At 30.0% G+C, this 22,088-nt stretch carries 20 protein-coding genes; 17 read left to right on the plus strand and 3 right to left on the minus strand.

The window, feature by feature from the left end:
* Positions 1-636, plus strand: coding sequence for a thiamine diphosphokinase (locus D2A34_RS07865; RefSeq protein WP_119366259.1), 636 nt, complete (start codon positions 1-3; stop codon positions 634-636).
* A gap of 407 nt (positions 637-1,043) precedes the next feature.
* On the opposite strand, the gene rpmB is transcribed toward D2A34_RS07865, so the two are convergent.
* Positions 1,044-1,235, minus strand: coding sequence for a 50S ribosomal protein L28 (rpmB, locus tag D2A34_RS07870; RefSeq protein WP_079438329.1), 192 nt, complete (start codon positions 1,233-1,235; stop codon positions 1,044-1,046).
* A 267-nt stretch (positions 1,236-1,502) separates the two neighbouring features.
* On the opposite strand from rpmB, the gene D2A34_RS07875 reads away from it, so the two are divergent.
* From D2A34_RS07875 to D2A34_RS07900, 6 genes are all read left to right on the plus strand, one after another.
* Positions 1,503-1,853, plus strand: coding sequence for an Asp23/Gls24 family envelope stress response protein (locus tag D2A34_RS07875; RefSeq protein WP_079438328.1), 351 nt, complete (start codon positions 1,503-1,505; stop codon positions 1,851-1,853).
* Positions 1,854-1,866: 13 nt separating this feature from the next.
* A complete protein-coding gene (locus tag D2A34_RS07880; protein ID WP_119366260.1) occupies positions 1,867-3,510 on the plus strand; it encodes a DAK2 domain-containing protein in 1,644 nt (547 codons plus the stop codon).
* Between the two features lie 771 nt (positions 3,511-4,281).
* Complete coding sequence (gene recG, locus D2A34_RS07885) at positions 4,282-6,315, plus strand: ATP-dependent DNA helicase RecG (RefSeq protein ID WP_119366261.1); 2,034 nt, start codon at positions 4,282-4,284, stop codon at positions 6,313-6,315.
* Between the two features lie 262 nt (positions 6,316-6,577).
* Positions 6,578-7,135 carry a 16S rRNA (guanine(966)-N(2))-methyltransferase RsmD gene (rsmD, locus tag D2A34_RS07890; protein ID WP_119366262.1) on the plus strand — a complete coding sequence of 186 codons (558 nt, stop codon included), beginning with the start codon at positions 6,578-6,580 and terminating at the stop codon, positions 7,133-7,135.
* 3 nt (positions 7,136-7,138) lie between these two features.
* On the plus strand, positions 7,139-7,618 hold the full coding sequence (gene coaD, locus D2A34_RS07895) for a pantetheine-phosphate adenylyltransferase (RefSeq protein WP_079438324.1): 480 nt from the start codon (positions 7,139-7,141) through the stop codon (positions 7,616-7,618).
* Positions 7,619-7,629: 11 nt separating this feature from the next.
* Positions 7,630-8,172, plus strand: a complete 543-nt coding sequence (locus D2A34_RS07900) for an ATPase (RefSeq protein ID WP_079438323.1) — start codon at positions 7,630-7,632, stop codon at positions 8,170-8,172.
* Here D2A34_RS07900 and ylbJ read toward each other — a convergent pair.
* Both ylbJ and D2A34_RS07910 read right to left on the minus strand, forming a co-directional pair.
* Complete coding sequence (gene ylbJ / locus D2A34_RS07905) at positions 8,152-9,333, minus strand: sporulation integral membrane protein YlbJ (RefSeq protein ID WP_119366263.1); 1,182 nt, start codon at positions 9,331-9,333, stop codon at positions 8,152-8,154. The genes D2A34_RS07900 and ylbJ overlap by 21 nt on opposite strands.
* Before the next feature lie 52 nt (positions 9,334-9,385).
* Positions 9,386-10,591: a nucleotidyltransferase gene (locus D2A34_RS07910; protein WP_119366264.1), complete on the minus strand. Its 1,206-nt coding sequence runs from the start codon at positions 10,589-10,591 to the stop codon at positions 9,386-9,388.
* 658 nt (positions 10,592-11,249) lie between these two features.
* On the opposite strand from D2A34_RS07910, the gene pta reads away from it, so the two are divergent.
* The 10 genes from pta (at position 11,250) to smc (ending at position 21,994) form a co-directional block, all read left to right on the plus strand.
* On the plus strand, positions 11,250-12,254 hold the full coding sequence (pta, locus tag D2A34_RS07915) for a phosphate acetyltransferase (RefSeq protein ID WP_079438320.1): 1,005 nt from the start codon (positions 11,250-11,252) through the stop codon (positions 12,252-12,254).
* An 85-nt stretch (positions 12,255-12,339) separates the two neighbouring features.
* The gene (locus D2A34_RS07920) at positions 12,340-13,542 is read left to right on the plus strand and encodes an acetate kinase (RefSeq protein WP_079438319.1); all 1,203 of its coding nucleotides are present in this window, start codon (positions 12,340-12,342) and stop codon (positions 13,540-13,542) included.
* Positions 13,543-13,832: 290 nt separating this feature from the next.
* Positions 13,833-14,339, plus strand: a complete 507-nt coding sequence (locus D2A34_RS07925; protein ID WP_079438318.1) for a YceD family protein — start codon at positions 13,833-13,835, stop codon at positions 14,337-14,339.
* 3 nt (positions 14,340-14,342) lie between these two features.
* Entirely contained in the window at positions 14,343-14,525 is a 183-nt protein-coding gene (gene rpmF, locus D2A34_RS07930) for a 50S ribosomal protein L32 (protein WP_079438317.1), read from the plus strand.
* Between the two features lie 205 nt (positions 14,526-14,730).
* Positions 14,731-15,732, plus strand: coding sequence for a phosphate acyltransferase PlsX (plsX, locus tag D2A34_RS07935; RefSeq protein ID WP_119366265.1), 1,002 nt, complete (start codon positions 14,731-14,733; stop codon positions 15,730-15,732).
* An 80-nt stretch (positions 15,733-15,812) separates the two neighbouring features.
* Entirely contained in the window at positions 15,813-16,043 is a 231-nt protein-coding gene (gene acpP, locus D2A34_RS07940) for an acyl carrier protein (RefSeq protein WP_079438315.1), read from the plus strand.
* A gap of 427 nt (positions 16,044-16,470) precedes the next feature.
* Complete coding sequence (gene rnc, locus D2A34_RS07945; RefSeq protein WP_079438314.1) at positions 16,471-17,169, plus strand: ribonuclease III; 699 nt, start codon at positions 16,471-16,473, stop codon at positions 17,167-17,169.
* Positions 17,162-18,190 carry an elongator complex protein 3 gene (locus D2A34_RS07950; protein WP_119366266.1) on the plus strand — a complete coding sequence of 343 codons (1,029 nt, stop codon included), beginning with the start codon at positions 17,162-17,164 and terminating at the stop codon, positions 18,188-18,190. Before rnc ends, D2A34_RS07950 begins: the two co-directional genes overlap by 8 nt.
* Positions 18,191-18,326: 136 nt before the next feature.
* Positions 18,327-18,425: a DUF4044 domain-containing protein gene (locus D2A34_RS27015; RefSeq protein WP_207652301.1), complete on the plus strand. Its 99-nt coding sequence runs from the start codon at positions 18,327-18,329 to the stop codon at positions 18,423-18,425.
* Positions 18,426-18,436: 11 nt separating this feature from the next.
* Positions 18,437-21,994 carry a chromosome segregation protein SMC gene (smc, locus tag D2A34_RS07955; RefSeq protein WP_119366267.1) on the plus strand — a complete coding sequence of 1,186 codons (3,558 nt, stop codon included), beginning with the start codon at positions 18,437-18,439 and terminating at the stop codon, positions 21,992-21,994.
* Positions 21,995-22,088 lie beyond the last annotated feature (94 nt).

The following is a 22,088-nucleotide window of genomic DNA, read 5'->3' on the forward strand; positions in this document are numbered from 1 at the left end:
TTGAATGTAGTAATCGTAAGTGGTGGGAATCCGCCCTCAGAAAAATTATTAAGAGAATATTTAAAGGATATTGATTTGATAATAGCAGCTGACAAGGGAAGTGAATGTCTTTATAATTATAAAATTGTACCAGATTTGCTTTTGGGAGATTTTGATTCGGCTAAAAAAGAAATTTTAGATAATATAAGATTGCAGGTTAAAGAGGTTTTAGAATTTCCCCCAGAGAAAGATTACACTGATACAGAAATAGCTGTAATTGAGGCTGTTAGGAGAGGTGCTACTAAAATATACTTATTTGGAGCGCTTGGGTCTAGAATGGATCATGCGTTAGGGAATATAGGTCTTCTTTTAAATGCTAAAAAGAAGGGCGTAGCGATAGAAATAATTGATGATAATAACAGGATTTATCTTGGAGAAAATAATATGAGGTTACTTGGAAAGTGTGGAGAGAATATTTCTTTTCATGCATTAAGTGATAAGGTAGTTAACTTTAATATTAGTGGTGCTAAATATAGTTTGAATGGCTATACTATGAGTTTGTTAGATCCGAGAGCTATATGCAACGAGTTTGTTGATACTCCAATAGATATTAGTTATGAAGAGGGAGAATTGTTAATTCTACATTCTATTGACTAAATATAATATGATAAAAATTAATATTGGTACCATTATTAAAGTTATTTTCTGAAAATGTTTAAAAATTGGAACATTTTAGTGTGTAACTGAATATTAATATAATAAGGCGAAATTAATTTTAATATATTTGTTTTATTTTATTAATGATTGGGAGGACTATATAATGAAAATAATAGCTTTTAAATTACCAAAATTTTTATCTAATATAATAAAGTTTTTTAGAAAAAAATAGAGTACATAAGACATCTTCGGCTATTTTTGTGATGTCTAAATAGCTCTAAGTCATAATTAAAAAAATAATAAACCAAGATATAACGCATATTTTATGCAAATATAATGGTTTATTATTTTTTGTAGCTAAAAATAAAAAATGCAATTGGGATAACAATTGCATTCTTTATTATGAACTATATTGCTCTTTGAACCTTTCCAGATCTAAGGCATCTTGTACATACATGAACAGTTTTTGGTGTTCCGTTAACTAAAGCTTTTACTTTCTTTATGTTAGGAGCCCAAGTTCTCTTTGATTGACGATGTGAATGACTATAGCTTACTCCAGCTATAACACCTTTATCACAAATTTCGCATCTTCTTGCCATTAGAAAACACCTCCTTATATTCCAAAGATAATCATCTTCAATAGGACAGTGTAAATTATATCATAGGAAAATATAATAGGCAAGATAAATTATTAGTTATTAGTTAAAAAATATTAATTAAGAGTTTAAGAAAGAAAAACATATGTTTTTTTATTTAAGTTATTAATTGTACTTCGTATTTTTTTAATGTAAAATGTTCTTACTTGAATAAAATATTGTTCTAATATAGAATATAAGATGAGATATAAGATTTTAGGAGGAATATGGATGGTTGGATTTTCAAATGAAATTGGTGATATAAATTATTCAGAGGAAGTTCTAGCTAAGATTGTTGGATTATCTACAATGGAATGCTATGGAGTAGTGGGGATGGTTTCTAAAAATGCTAGTGAGGGTTTTTGGGAGCTTATAGGTATAGAAAACTTTAGTAAAGGTGTAAAGATACAATTAACAGGTGAAAATAAGTTACAAATAGAATTATTTGTTATGGTTGAATATGGAACAAAGATATCTGTTATATCAAATAATATAATTCAAAAAGTTCGATATAGTGTTGAAAACTATACCGGCCTTAAGGTATCGTCTATAACAGTAAATGTGCAAGCGGTAAGAGTTTAGGAGGTTAAACTGAATGGAATATACAAAAATCAATGGCCGTGATTTTTATAACATGGTTGTTAATGCCAGCAATAAATTGCTGGAACAATGTGACTTTGTGAATGCACTTAATGTCTTTCCAGTTCCTGATGGAGATACTGGTACTAATATGTCTATGACATTTAAAGCAGCGGTAAAAGAAATAGAAAATATGGAGACTGATTCCATAGGTGAAATGTCTAAAAAGCTGGCAAAGGGAGCATTGATGGGAGCTAGAGGGAATTCTGGTGTTATACTTTCTCAAATACTTAGAGGTATTTCTAAAGGCTTAGAGGGAAAGAAAGAAGTAGATGCTACAGAGTTTGCTATTGGTTTCTTTGAAGGATCTAAATCGGCATATAAAGCAGTAATGAGACCAACAGAGGGAACTATACTTTCAGTTATAAGGGCAGCGTCAGAGGCGGCAATATCATCTGATAAAAAAGATATAGTGGCATTTATGGAAGAAGTAACAGTAAAAGCAAAAGAAATGCTAGATAGAACTCCTGAGCTATTACCAGCATTAAAGAAAGCTAAAGTTGTTGATTCTGGTGGAATGGGGCTTTATATTATACTACTAGGTATGTTTGAAGCTTTAAAAAATGGAATAAAAGCAGAATTGAAAGATATAACAGTAGGTTCATCAAATAATACACTTGCTGAAGCTACAGAGGAAATAGATATTAAGTTTGGATATTGCACAGAGTTTATAATACTTGGAGATGCTAAAGGTGCAAAGGATTTCCAACGTGAAATAGAGAATCTTGGTGATTCAATGATTGTTGTTGGATATGATGATGTTATCAAAGTTCATATACATACAAATGATCCAGGATTAGTACTATCAAAAGCAGTAGCTTTAGGAGAATTATCAAAAATTAAAATTGATAATATGAGAGAAGAACACAGGGAACTTTTAATTAATGCAAAAGATAAAGAAGCAAATAGTATTGATAATGGATATGAGAATGTTGAAGAAGAAAAGAAATATGGGTTCATAACAGTTGCAATGGGCGATGGAATATCAAATATTTTCAAAGATTTAGGGATTGATTATGTTATTGAAGGTGGTCAAACAATGAATCCATCTACTCAAGATTTTTTAGATGCTATTGATAAAATAAACTCTAAGCATATTTTTATTATGCCGAACAATAAGAATATAATTATGGCTGCCAATCAAGCAGCGGAAATATCTGATAAAGATATATTGGTTGTACCTACTACAACTATTCCTCAAGGGATAGCATGTGCGACTATGTTTAATTGTGACTCTGAAGTTCAGGAGAATTTTAATAATTTAAAAAATACTATTCAAGAAGTTAAAACGGGCTCAGTTACTTATGCAGTTCGTGATACTGAAATTGATGGAATAGCTATTAAAGAAGGAAATATGTTAGGACTTGTTGAAGGCAAGATAAAAGAAGTAGGCGAAGATAAGAAAGATGTTGCTGGCAAAGTTCTGAATGATATGATAGATGATGAAAGTGAACTAATTACGGTATATTATGGTGAAGAAGTAAGTGATGAAGAAGCTAAAGTGTTTGAAGATGAATTAGGAGAAAAATATGAAGAGTTAGACATTCAGTTCTATAAAGGAAATCAACCTCTTTATTATTTCTTAATGTCGGTAGAGTAAATTAAGTAACAATACAATTTATAAATGCATAATGTAAAGGTATTGTGAAGAACTTAAAGTGAAGCGAGAACAACCGAAATAGAAGACATATATGTTCCTCAGGACTATGAAAAATCTCGCTGGGAATATCTAAATTAAAAGTTGCACCACTTCTGCATGCTCCTGCGGCAAGCGCATGATAAGCAAAAGTGGAACAACTTTCAATTAAGATATTCCAGCAGCTTATTTTTCAATGCCTGCTTCACATATATGTCTTCTATTTCTTTGTTTTGCTATCACTTTAAGTATTTTACATATACATATCAAAGAATATATGAGTATTGTATTATAAATATATAAACTGTATGAAAAGTCTTGAATATTCATTCATTAAAGGTATTATAATCAGAGAAATATATAAATACTTGTATAAATATATAGCTATTTAAGCTTACTATTAAACAAAGAAATGGAATATATGTTTTTGCGCAGTGTTCATAAGGAGATTTTGCTGGTAGTGATTCTTAGAATATAAGTTGTTCCAAATGTGCTTGTTCAAAAGCGTAGTCTTTGAAGCAAGCACTTTGGATGCAACTTATGTTCTTAGAATCACCCAGTAAAATCTTCTAAGAACCGAAGCAAACACATATATTCCATTTCGGTTGCTTAGAAGTAAACTGTAAATAACCTCTTAATACAAGTATTTTCATATTTCGGATGCTTCACAATACCTTTACATTGAGTATTGAAGTTGTTTTAAATGAGATTTTTATTTTGGAAGGAGGAAGATGAGTGGATATATATAGTAGTATTTCTGCATTAAAGGGGGTAGGTCCTAAGGCTACTGAGAAATTAAATAAATGTGGAATTTTTAACGTACTAGATATATTATTGTATTTTCCAAGAGATTATGAATTTGTAGATAGTAATGCAGAATTTGAAAATATAACAGGTGAAGATAAACAAATTTTAAAGTGTGAAGTTGTAAAGTTTAGGAGTGATATTAAGACTAGAACAGGAAAACTGCTAACAACCATAGACTTTAATTATGGTGGATACAAAGTATCTGGAAAATGGTTTAATCAGAGATATATAAGGAACTCTTTTAAAATAGGTCAAGTATATAATTTGATGGGTAAATTCAAAAGAATAGGGAATACTTTAGAGATAGTAAATCCAGTGATTACCTGTGAAGAAGCTCTGTCTAGTGAAATCATACCTAAATATCCTTTAAAAGGTGATTTGAGTAGTAAATTACTTGAAAAATTAGTAAATGAAATTTTATCAAATATGGATGTTAAAGAAAATCTACCACAAAAGATATTAGATAAATATTCTTTGATTTCATTAAATGATGCAATAAGAAGTATACATTTTCCTGATAATCGTGAAATGTTAGATAAAGCCGTAACCAGATTGAAATTTCAAGAATTATTTACATATTCATTAAAACTACTACTTTTAAAATATAAGATTAAGAAAAATAAGAATGGAATATTTTTTGAATGGGTAGATGAACTCACGGCGTTTAAAGAAAAATTGCCATTCCCGCTAACTAATGCTCAAACAAGAGTTATACGTGAAATTTTAAGAGATCAAAAATCGGATTTTTCTATGAATAGATTGATTCAAGGGGATGTTGGAAGTGGTAAAACCATAATAGCATTAATAGCTATTTTTAATGTAATTAAAAATGGTTACCAGTGTGCATTTATGGCTCCAACAGAAATTCTTGCAAATCAGCACTTTGAAGAAGCTAAAAAAGTTTTTAATGAATTTGATATAGACGTAGAAATATTAACAGGTTCAACTTCTACGAAAGAAAAGCAAAGGATTAAGGAGAAGATTAGAACTCTAGAGCCTATGTTGGTAATAGGTACTCATGCACTTTTTCAAGATGATGTAGAATTTGGTAAGTTAGGCTTAATAGTTACTGATGAGCAGCATAGATTTGGTGTTGAGCAAAGAACTAAGCTTATAAATAAAGGTAAAAGGGCAGATTGCCTGGTTATGACAGCTACTCCAATTCCAAGAACTTTAGCTTTATATCTTTATTCGGATTTAGATGTATCTATAATTGATGAGTTACCACCGGGAAGGAAAAAGATAGATACAAGATTTTATTTAGAGGATAAAAGAGATATAGCTTATGATCTGGCAGATGATGAAATAAAGAAGGGGAGACAAGTATATATTGTTTGTCCTCTTATTGAAGAAGATGATAAGGAAGAATTAAAATCGGTAGAAACAGTATACAATAATCTTACAAATGGAATTTTTAGAAATTTAAAAGTTGAAATCCTTCATGGAAAAATGAAGGGGATAGAAAAAGATGATATAATTAAAAGGTTTAAAAATAACGAGGTTAATGTTTTAATTTCAACAACCGTAATTGAAGTGGGCGTAAATGTTCCAAATGCGTCTGTAATGATAATAGAAAATGCAGAAAGGTTTGGGCTTTCACAACTCCATCAATTAAGAGGAAGAGTGGGAAGGGGACAGTATTCATCTTATTGCATACTTATAGCTAAAGCTAAGAGTAATGTAACTAAAAAGAGAATGCAGATAATGACAGAATGTAGTGATGGGTTCTTAATATCAGAGAAAGATTTAGAACTTAGAGGTGCAGGTGAAATGTTTGGTAAAAAACAAAGTGGCGATGAAGGGTTTGTGTTAGCGAATCTTTATGATGACATAAAAATTTTGCGATGTGCAAAGCTAGAAGCAAGTAATATTTTACAGAATGAATATGATGCTAACAAAGAAATAGTAAATGAACTTAGTAAAAATCTCGAAAAGAGCAGTAAATATATTTGTTTTAATTAATTTGAAATATTATGCATAGATGTGTTAATATATTAAATATACACATTTGAAAAAAGCACGCAGTGCAACTGAGTTCATTTCACCGATGAAAAGAGCACGAAGTGCAATTAAGATCATTTCACAGATGAAAAGAGCACGAAGTGCAACCAAGATCATTTCACAAATGAAAAAAGCGCGCAGTGCAACTGAGTTCATTTCACAAATGAAAAGAGCACGAAGTGCAACCAAGATCATGATATGCTTATTTTAGGAGGAGAAAATTTTGAGGATAATAGCAGGAAAAGCAAGAGGACATAAATTGATACCTCCAGCTACAATGGAAACAAGACCAACTTTAGATAGAGTTAAGGAAGCTATGTTTAGCACAATTCAATCATATATACCAGAGGCAGTTGTTGTAGATGTTTTTGCAGGGACAGGAAGTTTAGGATTGGAATCGGCTAGCAGAGGTGCAAGTGAAGTATATTTATTTGATAAAAGTTCTGTAACTTTTCCTTTGTTAAAGCAAAACGTAGAAAATCTTAAATTCCAAGATTTTTGTTTTCCAATGAATATTGATGCCTATACAGGGCTTAAAAATTTAGCAAGTAAGGGGAAAAAGTTTGACATAATGTTTATTGATCCACCTTACTGCAAAGAAATGATTCCAGAAGCTATGAAAATTATTAGTGAAAATGAAATGTTAAAGAATGATGGAATAATAGTTACTAAGATCGATACGATTGAGGAAATTTATGAAGGGTATGTAGATATAAAGTTAACAAAGAGTAAGAAGTATGGAAATACAACAGTTTGCTATTATAAGTACGAGGAGAAATAAATAATGAGAATTGCGGTATACCCTGGTAGTTTTGATCCAATAACAAATGGACATCTCGATATTATTAGAAGAGGTGCAAAGGTTTTTGATAAAGTTATTGTTGCGGTGTTAGTTAACGTTGATAAGCAATATCTTTTTAGAAGTGATGAAAGAGTTGAATTAATAAAAAAGGTTACAAAGGATATACAAAATGTTGAGGTAAGAAGTTTTGATGGACTTTTGGTGAACTTCCTAAAAGAATGTGATTCGAATGTAATTTTAAAAGGATTAAGAACGACTCTGGATTTTGAATATGAGTTACAAATGGCATTTATGAATAACGAGCTGGATGAAAATATTGAAACTGTCTGCATGATGTCGGCTGCTAAAAATTTACATATAAGTTCTTCGTGTGTTAAGCAAGTGGCAAAGTTTGGCGGAAATATAGAGGGGCTTGTTCCAAATGAAATTGTCTCAGATATAATATCTAGAATAAATATCTAAGGAGTGTTTTTATGGAAAAAATGGATGTAAATATTATAGAATTATTAGAGTATTTACAAGATTTAGTGGAGAATTCGCCCAAAGTACCAATGAGTGGGAAGATTATGGTTGATAAAAGAGAACTCGTTGAAGTTATTGATCAAATTATAAATTATATGCCGGATCAATTTAAGAAGGCAGAATGGGTTATGAACGAGAGAGAACGAATATTAAATGAGGCTAAAAAGGAATATGATTCTGTAAGAAAAGAAACTATGAATATGATGCGACAAAATGTTGAAAATCATGATATAGTAAAAGAGGCTAAAATAAGAGCTCAAGAAATTATAGCCACAGCACAGAGAGATGCTAAGGCTATAAGATTAGGTTCTAGAGATTATTCAGATGAAATACTAACTCAACTAGATGAGGAACTAGAAGAACATAAAATTAAATTAATAAAAAATCTTCAAGAAAGCTTTGAACTAGTTGCAAAGGAAATAGATAAAAATCTCACTGGTACATGCGATGTTATAAAAGATAACATCAAAGAATTAAGAAGTATGAAAAAATAATTTCAATAACTTATTAGCGATAAATAAGAGTAAAGTTACTACACTTATTATTAATGCTGGATAGAAATATGCATATGCATCTAAAGAATAATTTATTTTCAAATTAGAAGTATATATGCTTGCAGGTAGTATCATTATCAATATATAAGTTACAATAAAACTAAAAATTCCTTGGATGAATTTTAAAATTATGTATTTACTGTAGCGAATTTTAGTATCACTTATAAAAGAACTAACTTGAGCAATTACAGCTAATCCTGAGAAAGAACATAAGAAGCTAATTATACTTAATTTTAGTGGAAGAGAAAGGGACGATTTTGAAATTATATTACAACCATTAGTCATTTCAATGCTTCCTAAAAATATAGAATATAATGTTCCAGAGGATAAATTTAATACTTTTTCCAATTGGCTAAAAATGATGTTAACATAATTATTGTTTTTGATGAGAGATATTACAACTGAAAAAATTATTATAAACCCACCAACAGATAATGTGGTATTTATTCCATTTTGAACTGCATCTTTTATTGCAGAACCAAAATTAATATTGTTAGATTTAGGACAAGGCTGAGAACTTACTTTCATTTGAGTTCTCTTTTTTTTCGTTATATAACCTATAAATATAAGTGGTAAATAGCTGCCAGCCAATAAAATGTAGCCTAAGGAAGTATTGCCAAGTAAAGTGCCTGCGACAGAGCCAATTAAAAAAAGTGGACCAACATTGGAAGCTATATTCAAAAGTCTCTCATACTCACTTCTATCAATATATCCTAGAGAATATAAATCAACACAATACTTTGCACCTAAAGGATAGCCACATAAGATGCTAGCTACAATAGGGAAAGAACAATTTTTTGATAGTCCTAGTGGTTTACAAATTAAAGGACCTAGAAATTTAGAGTAAAGATTTATTCCATCATAATAGATTAATAAATTGCAAATTACCACAAATGGGAAAGTTGTTGGTAGTATTGATTTATACCAAAGCTTACTCCCATCTATAGTAGCTGCAATGCATTCATTTATATTTACAACAAAAATAACAATAAATATAGAAATTAATACACTTATAACAACATTCTTTTTTATATTAAGTTGTTTTATTAATGCGATGATTAAACAAATTATTAATAACCACAAAAAAATAATATACATCATGAAATCACTCCAATCAATAATATTTATATTCTCATGGTTATGTAAAATATTACTATATTATAATGGGACTTTTTAAGTAATCGTCCATAGGATTCACTTTAGAATTTAAAAGTGAGTAGGCTTTAGTTCCTAAAATATCAATTTTCATGTGATCACTTAAATTATTTCTAGGAACCTTTGTTATTATTTCAATGTTATTTTTATTCTTTATATCTTTTAACATGCTTCTTCCCACAGAATTAAAGGCCAGCACTCTTGCGTAAGGAGCAGGTGATTTAGATAAGTTAAGCAAATTAAAATTCTCAAGATTTAAGAAGCTTTGTAGAAGAATTCTATTAATTCTAGTATAAGTGTATCTCTTGCTTTTTGAATTTAATATCAACTCATCTAAGGAGTTAGAAGATATAACTTCTTTTAATATTTTATTTTCTAATCCTTCTGAAACGTCAGGTAAATTTATAAGTGCTCTGTTGTCTGTTAGTAACTTATACTTAATATATTTAAATATATCTTCTCCAAATACAAAGTTATAATCTGAAGATATCAAGCTATGCAAAATATCATAACTAGCTTTAGGAAGAACACTAATTAATTCGTTTAATGACTTTTCTTTAAGGTGCTTTCTAATGGAAGTAGCTGAAGAAAAGGTTGTGCTTAAATTTTCATCGTTATAAGATGATCCTTCTCTTCTAAGAGTCTTGGGTATAATTGAGCTTCTTAAGGTTATTAATGCTTTTATATATTCAATTCCTAAGATATTATTTGAATTAGATAATACATCTGATAAATTATGAGAATTGAGATAAAGATTAAGTGCGTTTGCTCGGCTTAGATGAAAAGGTAGTCCTAAATCTAAGTTGTTCTTTAGAAGAGCTTTATATTCTAAAGGTTCAGATACTAGAGTTTTAGCAATATCATCTAAAATATTTATATTTCCTGTCTCACTTCCAAAATATAGACAGTCTACTATACCTAGAGAGTTGAGGAGAGATACACCTCCAAAGGCAAAGTGTTCAGCGGAGGAAATAGAATAAACTAGAGGGAGTTCTAAAACTAAATCAACTCCATTTCTAACAGCCATTTCTGCCCGCTTCCATTTATCTATAATAGCTGGAATTCCCCTTTGCATAAAGTTGCCACTCATCACGCAAACTATGCCATCTGCATTTGTATCTGATTTTGCTTTTTGAAGATGATACTCATGCCCTTTATGAAATGGATTATATTCTGTAATTATTCCTGTAATTATATAAATCATCCCCTTGTTTTATAAAAATTCAATTCTTATATACAACAGACGTATATCAATAAATCTGTGTAAAATATAATAAGTTTTGGTAACTAATCTAAGGATAGTATAACATATCAAAAATAGGGCATTATTATCTATTAGTTGAAAAATATTCAAAATATATTTATGATTACCATAATTAAGATAATAAATAATTTATTGTTAAAAAAAATACTTTGCTGATTTTACTGAACTTAGCAAGCGTTTTAAAAAGAATCAGAAAATTAAGAAAAAAACGAAATTTTGGTTAATTATATTATATCCAAAAAAGTGAATTGATATAGTGAGCAAATAGGTTTAATTGGATATTTTCTATAGTTTTAACTAGGAAATATTGATTTTCATATTATAATGTATGGCCGATAAATTGTTTATTCTAAAAGATTTAAAGATATATAATGATATTTAATTAGTATTTCAAAAGTATCGTTATAGAAATTTTATATTATTTTTAATTGTTAAAAAATATACTTTTAGCATATGAGTATTTTACGATATTATTGTCAGACAATTTGGATTATTTCAAATCTAAAGACTTCTATTTTATGGCGAAATTGTGTTGAAAAAAGGACTAATAAAGGAGTATAGTAGTATTAGAGATAGGATATAGAGAGGAGATAAATAAATGGACCTTATGAAAAAAATATGGACTGCAGCACAAGCGGATAAAAAGAAAATTGTTCTTCCGGAAGGAAATGAAGAACGAAATATTGCGGCAGCAGAAAAAATACACAATTTAGGATTAGCATATCCAATTTTAATAGGTAACAAAGATGAAATATATAATAAGGCAAAAGAATTAGATGTAAATTTATCAGGAGTCCAAATAATAGATCCAGATGAATCAGAAAATCTAAATAAGTACATTTCGGCTTTTTATGAATTAAGAAAAACAAAAGGCGTGACAATGGAAAAGGCAGATAAAATAGTTAGAGATCCTCTATATTTTGGTACGATGATGGTTAAGCTAGATGACGCAGATGGAATGGTATCAGGAGCTGTGCACACAACTGGAGATTTGTTAAGACCAGGATTGCAGATAATAAAAACAGCACCAGGAGTATCTGTTGTTTCGAGTTTCTTTATAATGCAAGTTCCAGGATCGACATACGGGGAAGAAGGAACACTTATATTCTCTGACTGTGCAGTTAATCCAAACCCAAATGAAGATGAATTAGCAGCAATTGCAATTGCAACAGCAGAAACAGCAAAGAAGCTATGTAATATGGAGCCTAGAGTTGCTATGTTATCCTTTTCTACAATGGGAAGCGCAGACAATGAATTGGTTGATAAGGTAAGAAATGCTACTCAAAAAGCAAAAGAAATGAGACCGGATTTATATATAGATGGAGAGCTTCAATTAGATGCTGCTATAGTAAAAAAAGTAGCAGATCAAAAGGCACCAGATAGTACAGTTGCTGGAAGAGCTAATGTTCTAGTATTCCCAGACTTACAAGCAGGAAATATTGGGTATAAATTAGTTCAAAGATTTGCAAATGCAGAAGCAATCGGTCCTGTTTGCCAAGGATTTGCAAAGCCAATCAACGATTTATCAAGAGGATGCAGTTCTGATGACATTGTAAATGTTGTTGCGCTTACAGCAGTTCAAGCTCAAACAAATAATAAATAATTAAATGTCATAGAGAATTTTGAAGTTTTGAAAAATTAATGAACATTAAGTTCAAAAAATTGGAAATATTGAAGGAGAAGAGATTATGAAAGTATTAGTTATAAATTGCGGAAGTTCATCGCTAAAGTACCAACTTATCGATATGAGTAATGAGGAGTCTTTAGCTCAAGGTCTTGTTGAAAGAATTGGAATAAGTGGATCAATATTAACTCAAAAAGTTGAAGGAAAAGATAAATATGTGGTTGAAACACCGCTTAAGGATCATCAAGATGCAATTGAGCTTGTATTAAAAAGCCTAGTTGATGAAAAACATGGAATTATAAAATCAATGGATGAAATATCAGCAGTTGGACATAGAGTCGTTCATGGTGGAGAAAAATACGCAACTTCAGTGGTAATTGATGAAGAAGTAATCAAAGCACTTGAAGAATTTTCAAAATTAGCACCACTTCATAACCCACCAAATATAATTGGAATAAATGCATGTAAGGCTCTTATGCCAAAAACTCCTATGGTGGCTGTATTTGATACTGCATTCCATCAAACTATGCCTGAAAAAGCATTCATGTATCCACTTCCATATGAACTTTATAGAGAAGATCATATAAGAAGATATGGGTTCCACGGAACATCTCATATGTATGTATCAGGTGAAGTTGCAAAATTTGTGAATAAAAATGTAAAAGATATAAAGACTATAACTTGTCATATAGGTAATGGTGTAAGTATTACAGCGGTTAATGGTGGAGAATCTGTAGATACTACAATGGGATTCACTCCTTTAGATGGTGTTATAATGGGATCAAGATCAGGAAGCATTGATCCAGCAATAGTTACTTACCTAGTTAAGGAAAAAGGATACTCAATAGATGAAGTTGATAGTTTGTTGAATAAAAAATCAGGAGTTTTAGGGGTATCAGGTATAGGAACAGACTTTAGAGATATTAGAAGTGCTGTTGAAAATGATAATAATCCTAGAGCATTACTAGCTATGGATATATTTGGATATCAAGTTAAAAAACAAATAGGTGCTTATGCAGCAGTAATGGGCGGTGTAGATACAATTGTGTTTACTGCTGGAATTGGTGAGCATGCTCCAGAAATAAGAGAAAGAGCTTTAACTAATATGGAGTTCTTAGGGATAGAAATAGATTTAGAGAAAAATAGCAGTCATAATATTGGAGATGGTATGGAAATTTCTAAAGAGTCTTCAAAAGTAAAAGTATTTGTAATACCAACAAATGAAGAATTAATGATTGCTAAGGAAACTTTAGATTTAGTTAAATAATTAATTGAATTATTATTTTAGCAGTATTTTTTGCGTCATATTATGAGCGGCATGTTTAGATAAATTTCATTATTAAAAACATGCTCATATGTATGGCGCAAAATGAATTTTGTCTCAATTTATTCTTTATTCATTATCTAAAAAGTAATTTAATATAAATACCTTGACTTTTTTTCACTCAATTTATATAATTAGTTGTGTTTGTTTTATAAATATATGTGCTAAGGAGTGAAAAGGGAGAGTAATGTACAATTTACAATAAATTTGTTATATTATAATCCTGGAGTTTTATGAAAGTACAAATTTCTGATATTGTTTCAGGCAAAGATAGAGGCAAGAAAATTGATTACACATTTGAGATACCTGCATTTGACTTTGAAGGAGATACTATTAAATCTTTAGGTTTCTGCGAAGTTGTTGGGGCTATTTCATCTGATAGTGATATATTAGTATTAAATGCTAAAATTAAAGCTGATTTAGAAATGATATGTTCAAGATGCTTAGATACCTTTATCTATCCAATAGATATTGATATAGAAGAAAGGTTTACAACAAATAGAAACAGTGAAAATGATGAGGCTATTGTTGTAATGGATGATGTTTTAAACATCACGGAAATAGTTGAAACGAGTATAATTTCAACTTTACCTATCAAAAGAGTTTGCAAGAACGACTGTAAAGGGCTGTGTCAGGAATGTGGATGTAATTTAAATTATGATTCATGTTCATGTCAGAAAGAAGATGTAGATATACGTTTTGAAGCCTTAAGAGGTTTGTTTGATAATAAGGAGGTGTAAGGAATGGGTTGTCCAGCAAGAAAATCAGGAAAATCAAAAGTAAGAGCAAGAAGATCTCAAACTTTTAAAGCTAGTTTACCTGGCATAGTTGAATGTCCACAATGCCACGAAATGAAACTTGCTCATAGAGTATGTAAAGTCTGTGGTTTTTATAAAGGTAAGGAAGTTGTAGCTTCTGCAAAATAAAAAGAAAGTCTTTAGGACTTTCTTTTATTTATATGTAAAAGAATATTTTTATAATATAAAATATGACGAATAAAATAATATATTTATATAGAAACTAGTTTTTTGTAATTAATATATACTATTAAAATTATGCTTAAGGTGATAATATTAAATTGGAAATGCTCTATGAGTTCGATTTTATAACATGGATGAAAGAGGGATTAGGATGAAGATAGCAATAGACGGCATGGGGGGAGACAATGCACCAGCAGCCGTAGTAGATGGAGCGATTCAGGCTTTGAGTGAGTATGATGATGTTGAATTATTTATTGCAGGTCCAAAAGAAATTATAGACTTGGAGTTAGGTAAATATACGTACCCAAAGGATAGAATTACAGTAGTTGACGCTAAAGAAGTTATATCACCAAGTGAGCACCCTGTAATGGCATTGAGAAAAAAGAAAGATTCTAGCATAGTTAAGGCTTTAAATTTAGTTAAAGAAGGTACTTGTGATGCAATAATATCTGGAGGCAGCACGGGAGCGTTTTTAGCGGGATGTACTTTGATAATAGGCAGAGTAAAAGGGGTGGAAAGACCAGCGCTTGCACCTATAATGCCAGGTAGACGTGGAAACTTTATGATAGTAGATGTTGGTGCTAATGTTGATTGCAAACCGGCATTTTTAGTGCAATTTGCAAAATTGGGGAAGATATATTATCAAAAGGTTTTCAATGTGGAAAGTCCAAGTATAGGTCTAATAAATATTGGTGAGGAAGAAGAAAAGGGAAATGAGCTTACAAAGGCTGCTTTTAAGCTTTTAAAAGAAGAAGTTTCAATTAATTTTAAAGGGAACATAGAGCCTAGAGATATACCCACTGGTGACACTAATATTTTGGTTAGTGATGGGTTTGTAGGGAATACTGCCTTGAAAATGTATGAAGGTTCAGCATCAAGTATTTTAGGGATAATAAAAGACGAAATACTCAAGTCATCAGTTATTTCTAAATTAGGAATCCTACTGTTAAAACCTGTGCTTAAAAGTATAATGAAGAAATTTGATTATAAGGAAGTTGGAGGAGCACCATTCCTAGGTGTTGATGGAATATGTATAAAGGCTCATGGAAGTTCAGATGCGAAAGCTTTTAAGAATTCTATTAAACAAACTAAACTTTTTTATGAAAATAATGTATTAGAAGATATAAGAAATGAATTTTCTATAGAAAATTAATTAAAATTTATTGAAACTAATATTGACGATTTTAACAATATATAATATTATCTAAATGTAGAACTTGGGAGGTGAAACAAATGTTTGAAAAGATCCAAGCAATTATTGCTGATAAATTAAGTATCGATGTAGGAAGCGTTGTTATGGAAGCGTCATTTATTGAAGATTTAAATGCGGACTCGTTAGATATAGTTGAGCTTATAATGGCTCTAGAAGATGAACTAGATCTTGAAATACCAGACGAAGATGTTGAAAACTTTAAAACAGTTGGAGATGTTGTCAATTACGTAAAAGCTCATCACGAAGAATAAAATAATCCCGCATTTTGCGGGATTTTATATTTTATCAAGTGAATCTTAGTTGAACTTATACCCTCAAGGGGTACCTAGTCCAGGAGTGTGCAGCCGTTATCCCCCACTTGAAGAAAAGCAGATATTCCAAATTTTATATTTGGCATAGTCGCTTTCACACAGTGCGTGGGAGTGTTACGGATGCTAGCTATCGGATAAAAAATTGCAGGCATTACATTTTCAGTAATGTTTTATATTTCGGCTGAAGTTGATTAAAATAATATCTTGATGATATACTGCAATGAAAATATATAGTATTAGACTGTTCTCAGGGTAGCATATTATGAGATGCTAATAAGGTTATGACATAATATTAATTAGTTTATTCTTGAATTTGTTATATTAGGTGTTTAGCAAGTTGAAGAATAAACTTCGAGGAGTGGAATAGATGAATAGATATACACTTAAAGAAATAGAAGAAAACTTAGGAGTTTGTTTTAATAATCCTACTTTGCTAAAAACAGCGCTTACACATAGTTCGTTTGGGAATCAATTCAAGGATGCTGAGTATAATGAAAGACTTGAATTTCTAGGTGATTCAGTTTTACAACTATGTATTACAGAATATTTATTTAATAACTATAAACATAAAAGTGAAGGGGAGTTAACCAAAATAAGAAGTTTAATAGTTTGTGAAAATTCTCTTTATGAAATAGCTAAAAAAATAAACCTTGGTAATTATATTAGAATGAGTAAAGGTGAAGAATTAACTGGAGGAAGAGAAAGAATTTCTATACAAGCAGATGCGGTTGAAGCTGTAATTGCTGCAGTTTATTTAGATAAAGGAATTGGGTTTGTAAGGGATTTTATACTACTTCATTTTGAAGAAGTAATAAAAAAGGCTATAAATAATGAGATAGTGTTAGATTTTAAGACTAAGCTTCAAGAGCTGCTTCAAAAAGATGGAGAGGTTGCGATTCAATACGAATTGACAAGATATGAAGGCCCGCCACATAGAAGAAAATTTTTTACTAATGTAATTATAGATAAAAAGTTTATGGGTGAAGGTTCTGGATATAGCAAAAAAGAGGCAGAACAAAATGCTGCTAAGCAAGCTTTAGATATGTTGGAAGGTGTACATGAGTAAAAATTATTATATTATACCTATATTTGTACCACATGAAGGATGCCCTCATAATTGTGTGTTTTGTAATCAGGATAGGATAACAGGGGCTGAGGAGGAAGTTACAGCCGAAACTGTAGAAAATACTATTGATAATTACTTAAGTACTATAGTAAATAAAGAGGCTACTATTGAAGTTTCGTTCTTTGGTGGAACATTTACTGGTATAAGAGAAGAGAAACAGAGAGAACTTTTAAAGGTTGCTAAGGATTTTAAAGATAGAAAACTTATTAATAACATAAGACTTTCTACAAGACCAGATTATATTAATGATTACATACTAAGTTATCTTAAAGAGTATGGAGTAGATATAATAGAGCTAGGAGTTCAATCGTTAGATGAAGAAGTGTTGAAAGAAGCTGGCAGAGGACATAATGTAAATGATGTTATGGTGGCATCCAGATTGATAAAAGAATACGGATTCGTTTTAGGGCATCAAATAATGCCGGGATTGCCAGGGGATACGTATGAAAAAGACATCAACACGACTAAAGAATCAATTAAGATTAAGCCTGATATCTGCAGAATATATCCATCGCTTGTAATAAAAGATACGCCAATGGAGAAAATGTACATTTCTAATAAATACAGCCCATATTCCCTAGAAGAAGCAGTAAACGTAAGTAAAGTTATGTATGATATGTATAGAAGAAATGGGATTAATGTAATAAGAATAGGGCTTCAGCCAACTGAAAGTATAAACGAGGGAAAAGATATAGTGGCAGGTCCATTTCATCCATCCTTTAGAGAATTAGTTGAGGGAAGTTTACTAGTAGATATGATATTAGAAAACATGAGAGAAGAGAAAGGTGCTGAGATTCATATAAATTCTAAGGATTTAAGCAAGCTTTATGCCAATAAAAAAATATACTTTAATAAGTTGAAAGAAGAAAATAAAATTATAATAGTGAGGCAAGATGACACTATTGAAAGAGGCCGAATAAAACTCTGTCTAAAAGATAGAAATTTAGATATAATATATTAGCGAGAGGAAACTCTCGCTTTTAATATTCTGCAATTGAGATAGTTGTTAATGTCTATCCATATGATATTTATTCAGATGCATTATTGATATTTAATTATGTATACTATAAACTAAAATATAATAAGGAGTGTTTTAAATGAAGAAAAAGAATAGAGAAAAAATGAAAATTGCAATGGCGATTTTTATTATAATAATATTTATTTTAGGATTAATACCTACTATACTTTATTTGTAAGGAGTGGGCACATGTTTTTAAAATCTCTAGAGATACGAGGATTTAAATCCTTTGCGGATAAAACAGAATTAAAATTTAGAAAAGGTGTTACTGCTGTTGTAGGGCCTAATGGGAGTGGAAAAAGTAATATTTCTGATGCTGTAAGATGGGTTCTTGGAGAGCAGAGTGTTAAGGTTTTAAGAGGCGGAAAGATGGAAGACGTAATCTTTGCAGGAACTCAGTTTAGAAAACCTGTTGGTTTAGCACAAGTCTCATTAACTCTTGATAATAGTGATGAAAAGCTTGCGACAGAATATAATGAAGTAACAGTATCAAGAAGAATATTTAGATCAGGAGAATCTGAGTATTTAATAAATAATTCAAAATGCAGACTTAAAGATGTAACTAATCTTTTTGTGGATACTGGAATTGGTAAAGAGGGTTATTCATTAATTGGACAAGGTAAAATTGAGGCCATACTAAGTGGGAGACCGGAAGATAGAAGATCTCTTTTAGAAGAGGCAGCTGGAATTGTAAAATATAAAAATAGAAAAGAAGAAGCGGAAAAGAAATTAAGTAATACTGATGATAATTTAGTTAGAATAAATGATATACTATCAACCTATAAAGATAGAATAGAACCATTAAGGATTGAAAGAGAAAAAGCATTAGAATTTAATGAATTATCAAAAGACTTAAAGAAAAAAGAAGTATCAATTATAGTTCATACTATAAACAAGATGGAAGAAGAATTAAAAAACTTCAACGAGGATTTACAATCAAGAACTAAGGAAATTGAAGAAAAGAGAAAAGAGATATCTAGTGATAAATTAAAGCTTAAAGAATTAGAAAATGAAATAGAGAAATTAGAAAAAAAGAATTTAGAAGACAAAGAACAATATTATAGCCTAAAAGAATTAATAAGCGAAAATGAAAAAGGCATTCAGCTTTATCATGAGAGAATCAAGAGTTTTGAAGAAAAAATTAATAGAAATAATTATGAGTTGAATGATATTTCAATAAAAATAAATCAAATAAGTGAAAATAAGATAATATTAAAAGAAGAATTAGCTAATAGGTTAGAAGAACAGAAATTAAAAAACCAAGATATATTAAATCTAGAAGAATATAATACACAAAATTCAATGGAACTTAAAAAGATTGAAGAACAACTAAAATCTTTAAGAGAAGGTGAATTTGAATTATTAAGAAGTAATTCAGATATAAAGAATGAAATAACCATATTGAATAAGGATATTTCTCTTAGAGAAGAGAAAAAAGAGACTTTAAACTCATCTATATCATCTTTAGAGAATAATATAGTAATTAACTTAGCTACATATAAAGACTTAAGTAATGATATTGAAAGTAAGAAGGATAAGATCAAACTTCTAAATTTAAAAATAATAGATGATAAGAAGAAATTAGGTATTTTATCTGCAAATTTGACAAAGAAAGAAAATGAATTAAGAGAATTAAATAGAGTTTTAACAAAACTTGATGCAAATAGATCTATGCTTGAAAATTTAGAAAAGCACTATGAAGGGTATAATAGATCCGTAAAATCATTAATGGAGTCTATTCACAAGGAAAGAATTGCTGAAGCAGATGATACTAAAGTTTTAGGAGAAATTTTTACTGTTGATAAAAGATATGAAACAGCTATAGAGATAGCATTAGGTGCAGCAATTTCTAATGTGATTACTAAAAATGAGGAAGTAGCAAAGGTACTAATTAGTTACTTGAAAAAAAACAATTTAGGAAGAGCAACTTTTTTACCGTTAAACATAATAAAAGGTAGAAAATTAGAGTTAGATAGAAATATTACTTCAGCTAATGGTTATATAGGTATTGCAAGTGATATAATTTCTTACAATAAAGAGTATAGCAATATAATAGATTATGCCCTTGGAAGAACAATAATCTGTAGCAATATGGATTCGGCTCTTAATATAGCTCGTATCGGTAAATATAATTACAAGATTGTTACCCTTGAAGGAGAAGTTATCAATCCAGGTGGAGCCTTAACGGGTGGTAGCATAAAAGGTAAAAATTCTAATGTATTAGGCCGAAAAAGAGAAATAGAAGAATTAATAGAAAATATAAGCGAAAAGAAAAAGCATTGTGAAGAACTAGCTAATACAGTACAAGCTCTTAAAAATGAAATTAAAAATTTAGATGAAAGTATATTAAATCAAAGAGATGAAGTTCACGAAAGAAACATTGAGTTAACTAAAAAAGAAAGTGAAATGAACGGATTACAAAGCGATACTGATACTTTAAAGCGAAATCTTGAGATGGCGAAAGAGGAACTTAAAAGAACGGTAAATGAAAAAGAGATGTATTTACAAAAGCTTATGATAAAAGAAAATGAAATAAAATCAATAGAAAATGAGAATACATCTAATAAGAGTAAAAGCACCGAATTGGAAAATTTAATAAAAGCAAAATTACAAGAAGTAAATGATTGTGAATCTAATCTTACAGAAATGAAAATAAATAAGGCAACGTTAGATGAAGCTATTGAGAATAAAAAGAATGAATTTTCAAGAATGGAAAAAGAAATTCATGATTTTAAAGTTAAAAATGAATTGTTGAATAAGGAAAATGCTGAAAGCAGAAATAGTATTGAAGGTTTAAATTTAGATATAGAGGTTAAAAATAAAAATATAAATGATAATACTATTATAATTAATAAATTAGAATTAAATTTTAAAGATGAAGAAATACTAAAAGAAAAATTAAAACAAGATTTTAAAGATAAAGATAATCTAATAAGTGGAATTTTAGACGAAGTTAGTGTTAAAGAAATGGAAGTTAACAAAAAAGAGATAGTAAAAGCAAAAAAAGAAGCTGATAAGGAACATATCTATAAAAAACTTAATGAAGAACTAGAATTAACATATGCAGAAGCATTAGATATATGTGAATCAGTAACTGATGAAGAGGCATTAAGGCAAGAAATTAGTATTACAAAAGGAAAGATAACAAAACTTGGATTAGTAAATCTAGCTGCTATTGAGGAATATGAAGAGATAAAAGAAAAATATGAATTTATGTCTACTCAAGCAGAAGACTTAGAAAATGCAAAAAAAGAATTAATTGGTGTTATTGAAGAAATGACTAGTGAAATGAAAATTTTATTCAAAGAGAATTTTAAGGTTTTAAATTATAACTTTAATGAAACATTTAAAGATTTATTTAAAGGTGGAAGTGCAGAGCTTATTTTAGGTGAAGGTGATGAACTTACAGCAAATATAGATATAAATGTTGAGCCGCCGGGTAAAAGACTTCAAAATATTAACTTAATGTCCGGTGGAGAAAAAGTTTTATCAGCAATAGCACTTCTTTTTGCCATATTAAAAATGAAACCAACTCCGTTTTGTATACTCGATGAAATAGAAGCGGCACTAGATGATGCTAATGTATATAGGTATGCAGAATTTTTAAAGATGTTTTCTCAAAATACTCAATTTATAATTATCACTCACAGAAAGGGTACTATGGAAGTTAGTGATATTATTTATGGAGTGACTATGGAGGAAAAAGGAATATCAAAAGTGGTATCAGTAGACTTATCCGATAACTAGCATCCGTAACGCTCCTCTTTGTGAGCTGACGGCTGCACGTTCCTGGATTAGTTCAACTAGGATTTAAGATGAGATGGCTCATCTTAAATCAAGT

This window comes from Clostridium chromiireducens (genome assembly GCF_003575225.1).
Taxonomy (GTDB): domain Bacteria; phylum Bacillota; class Clostridia; order Clostridiales; family Clostridiaceae; genus Clostridium; species Clostridium chromiireducens.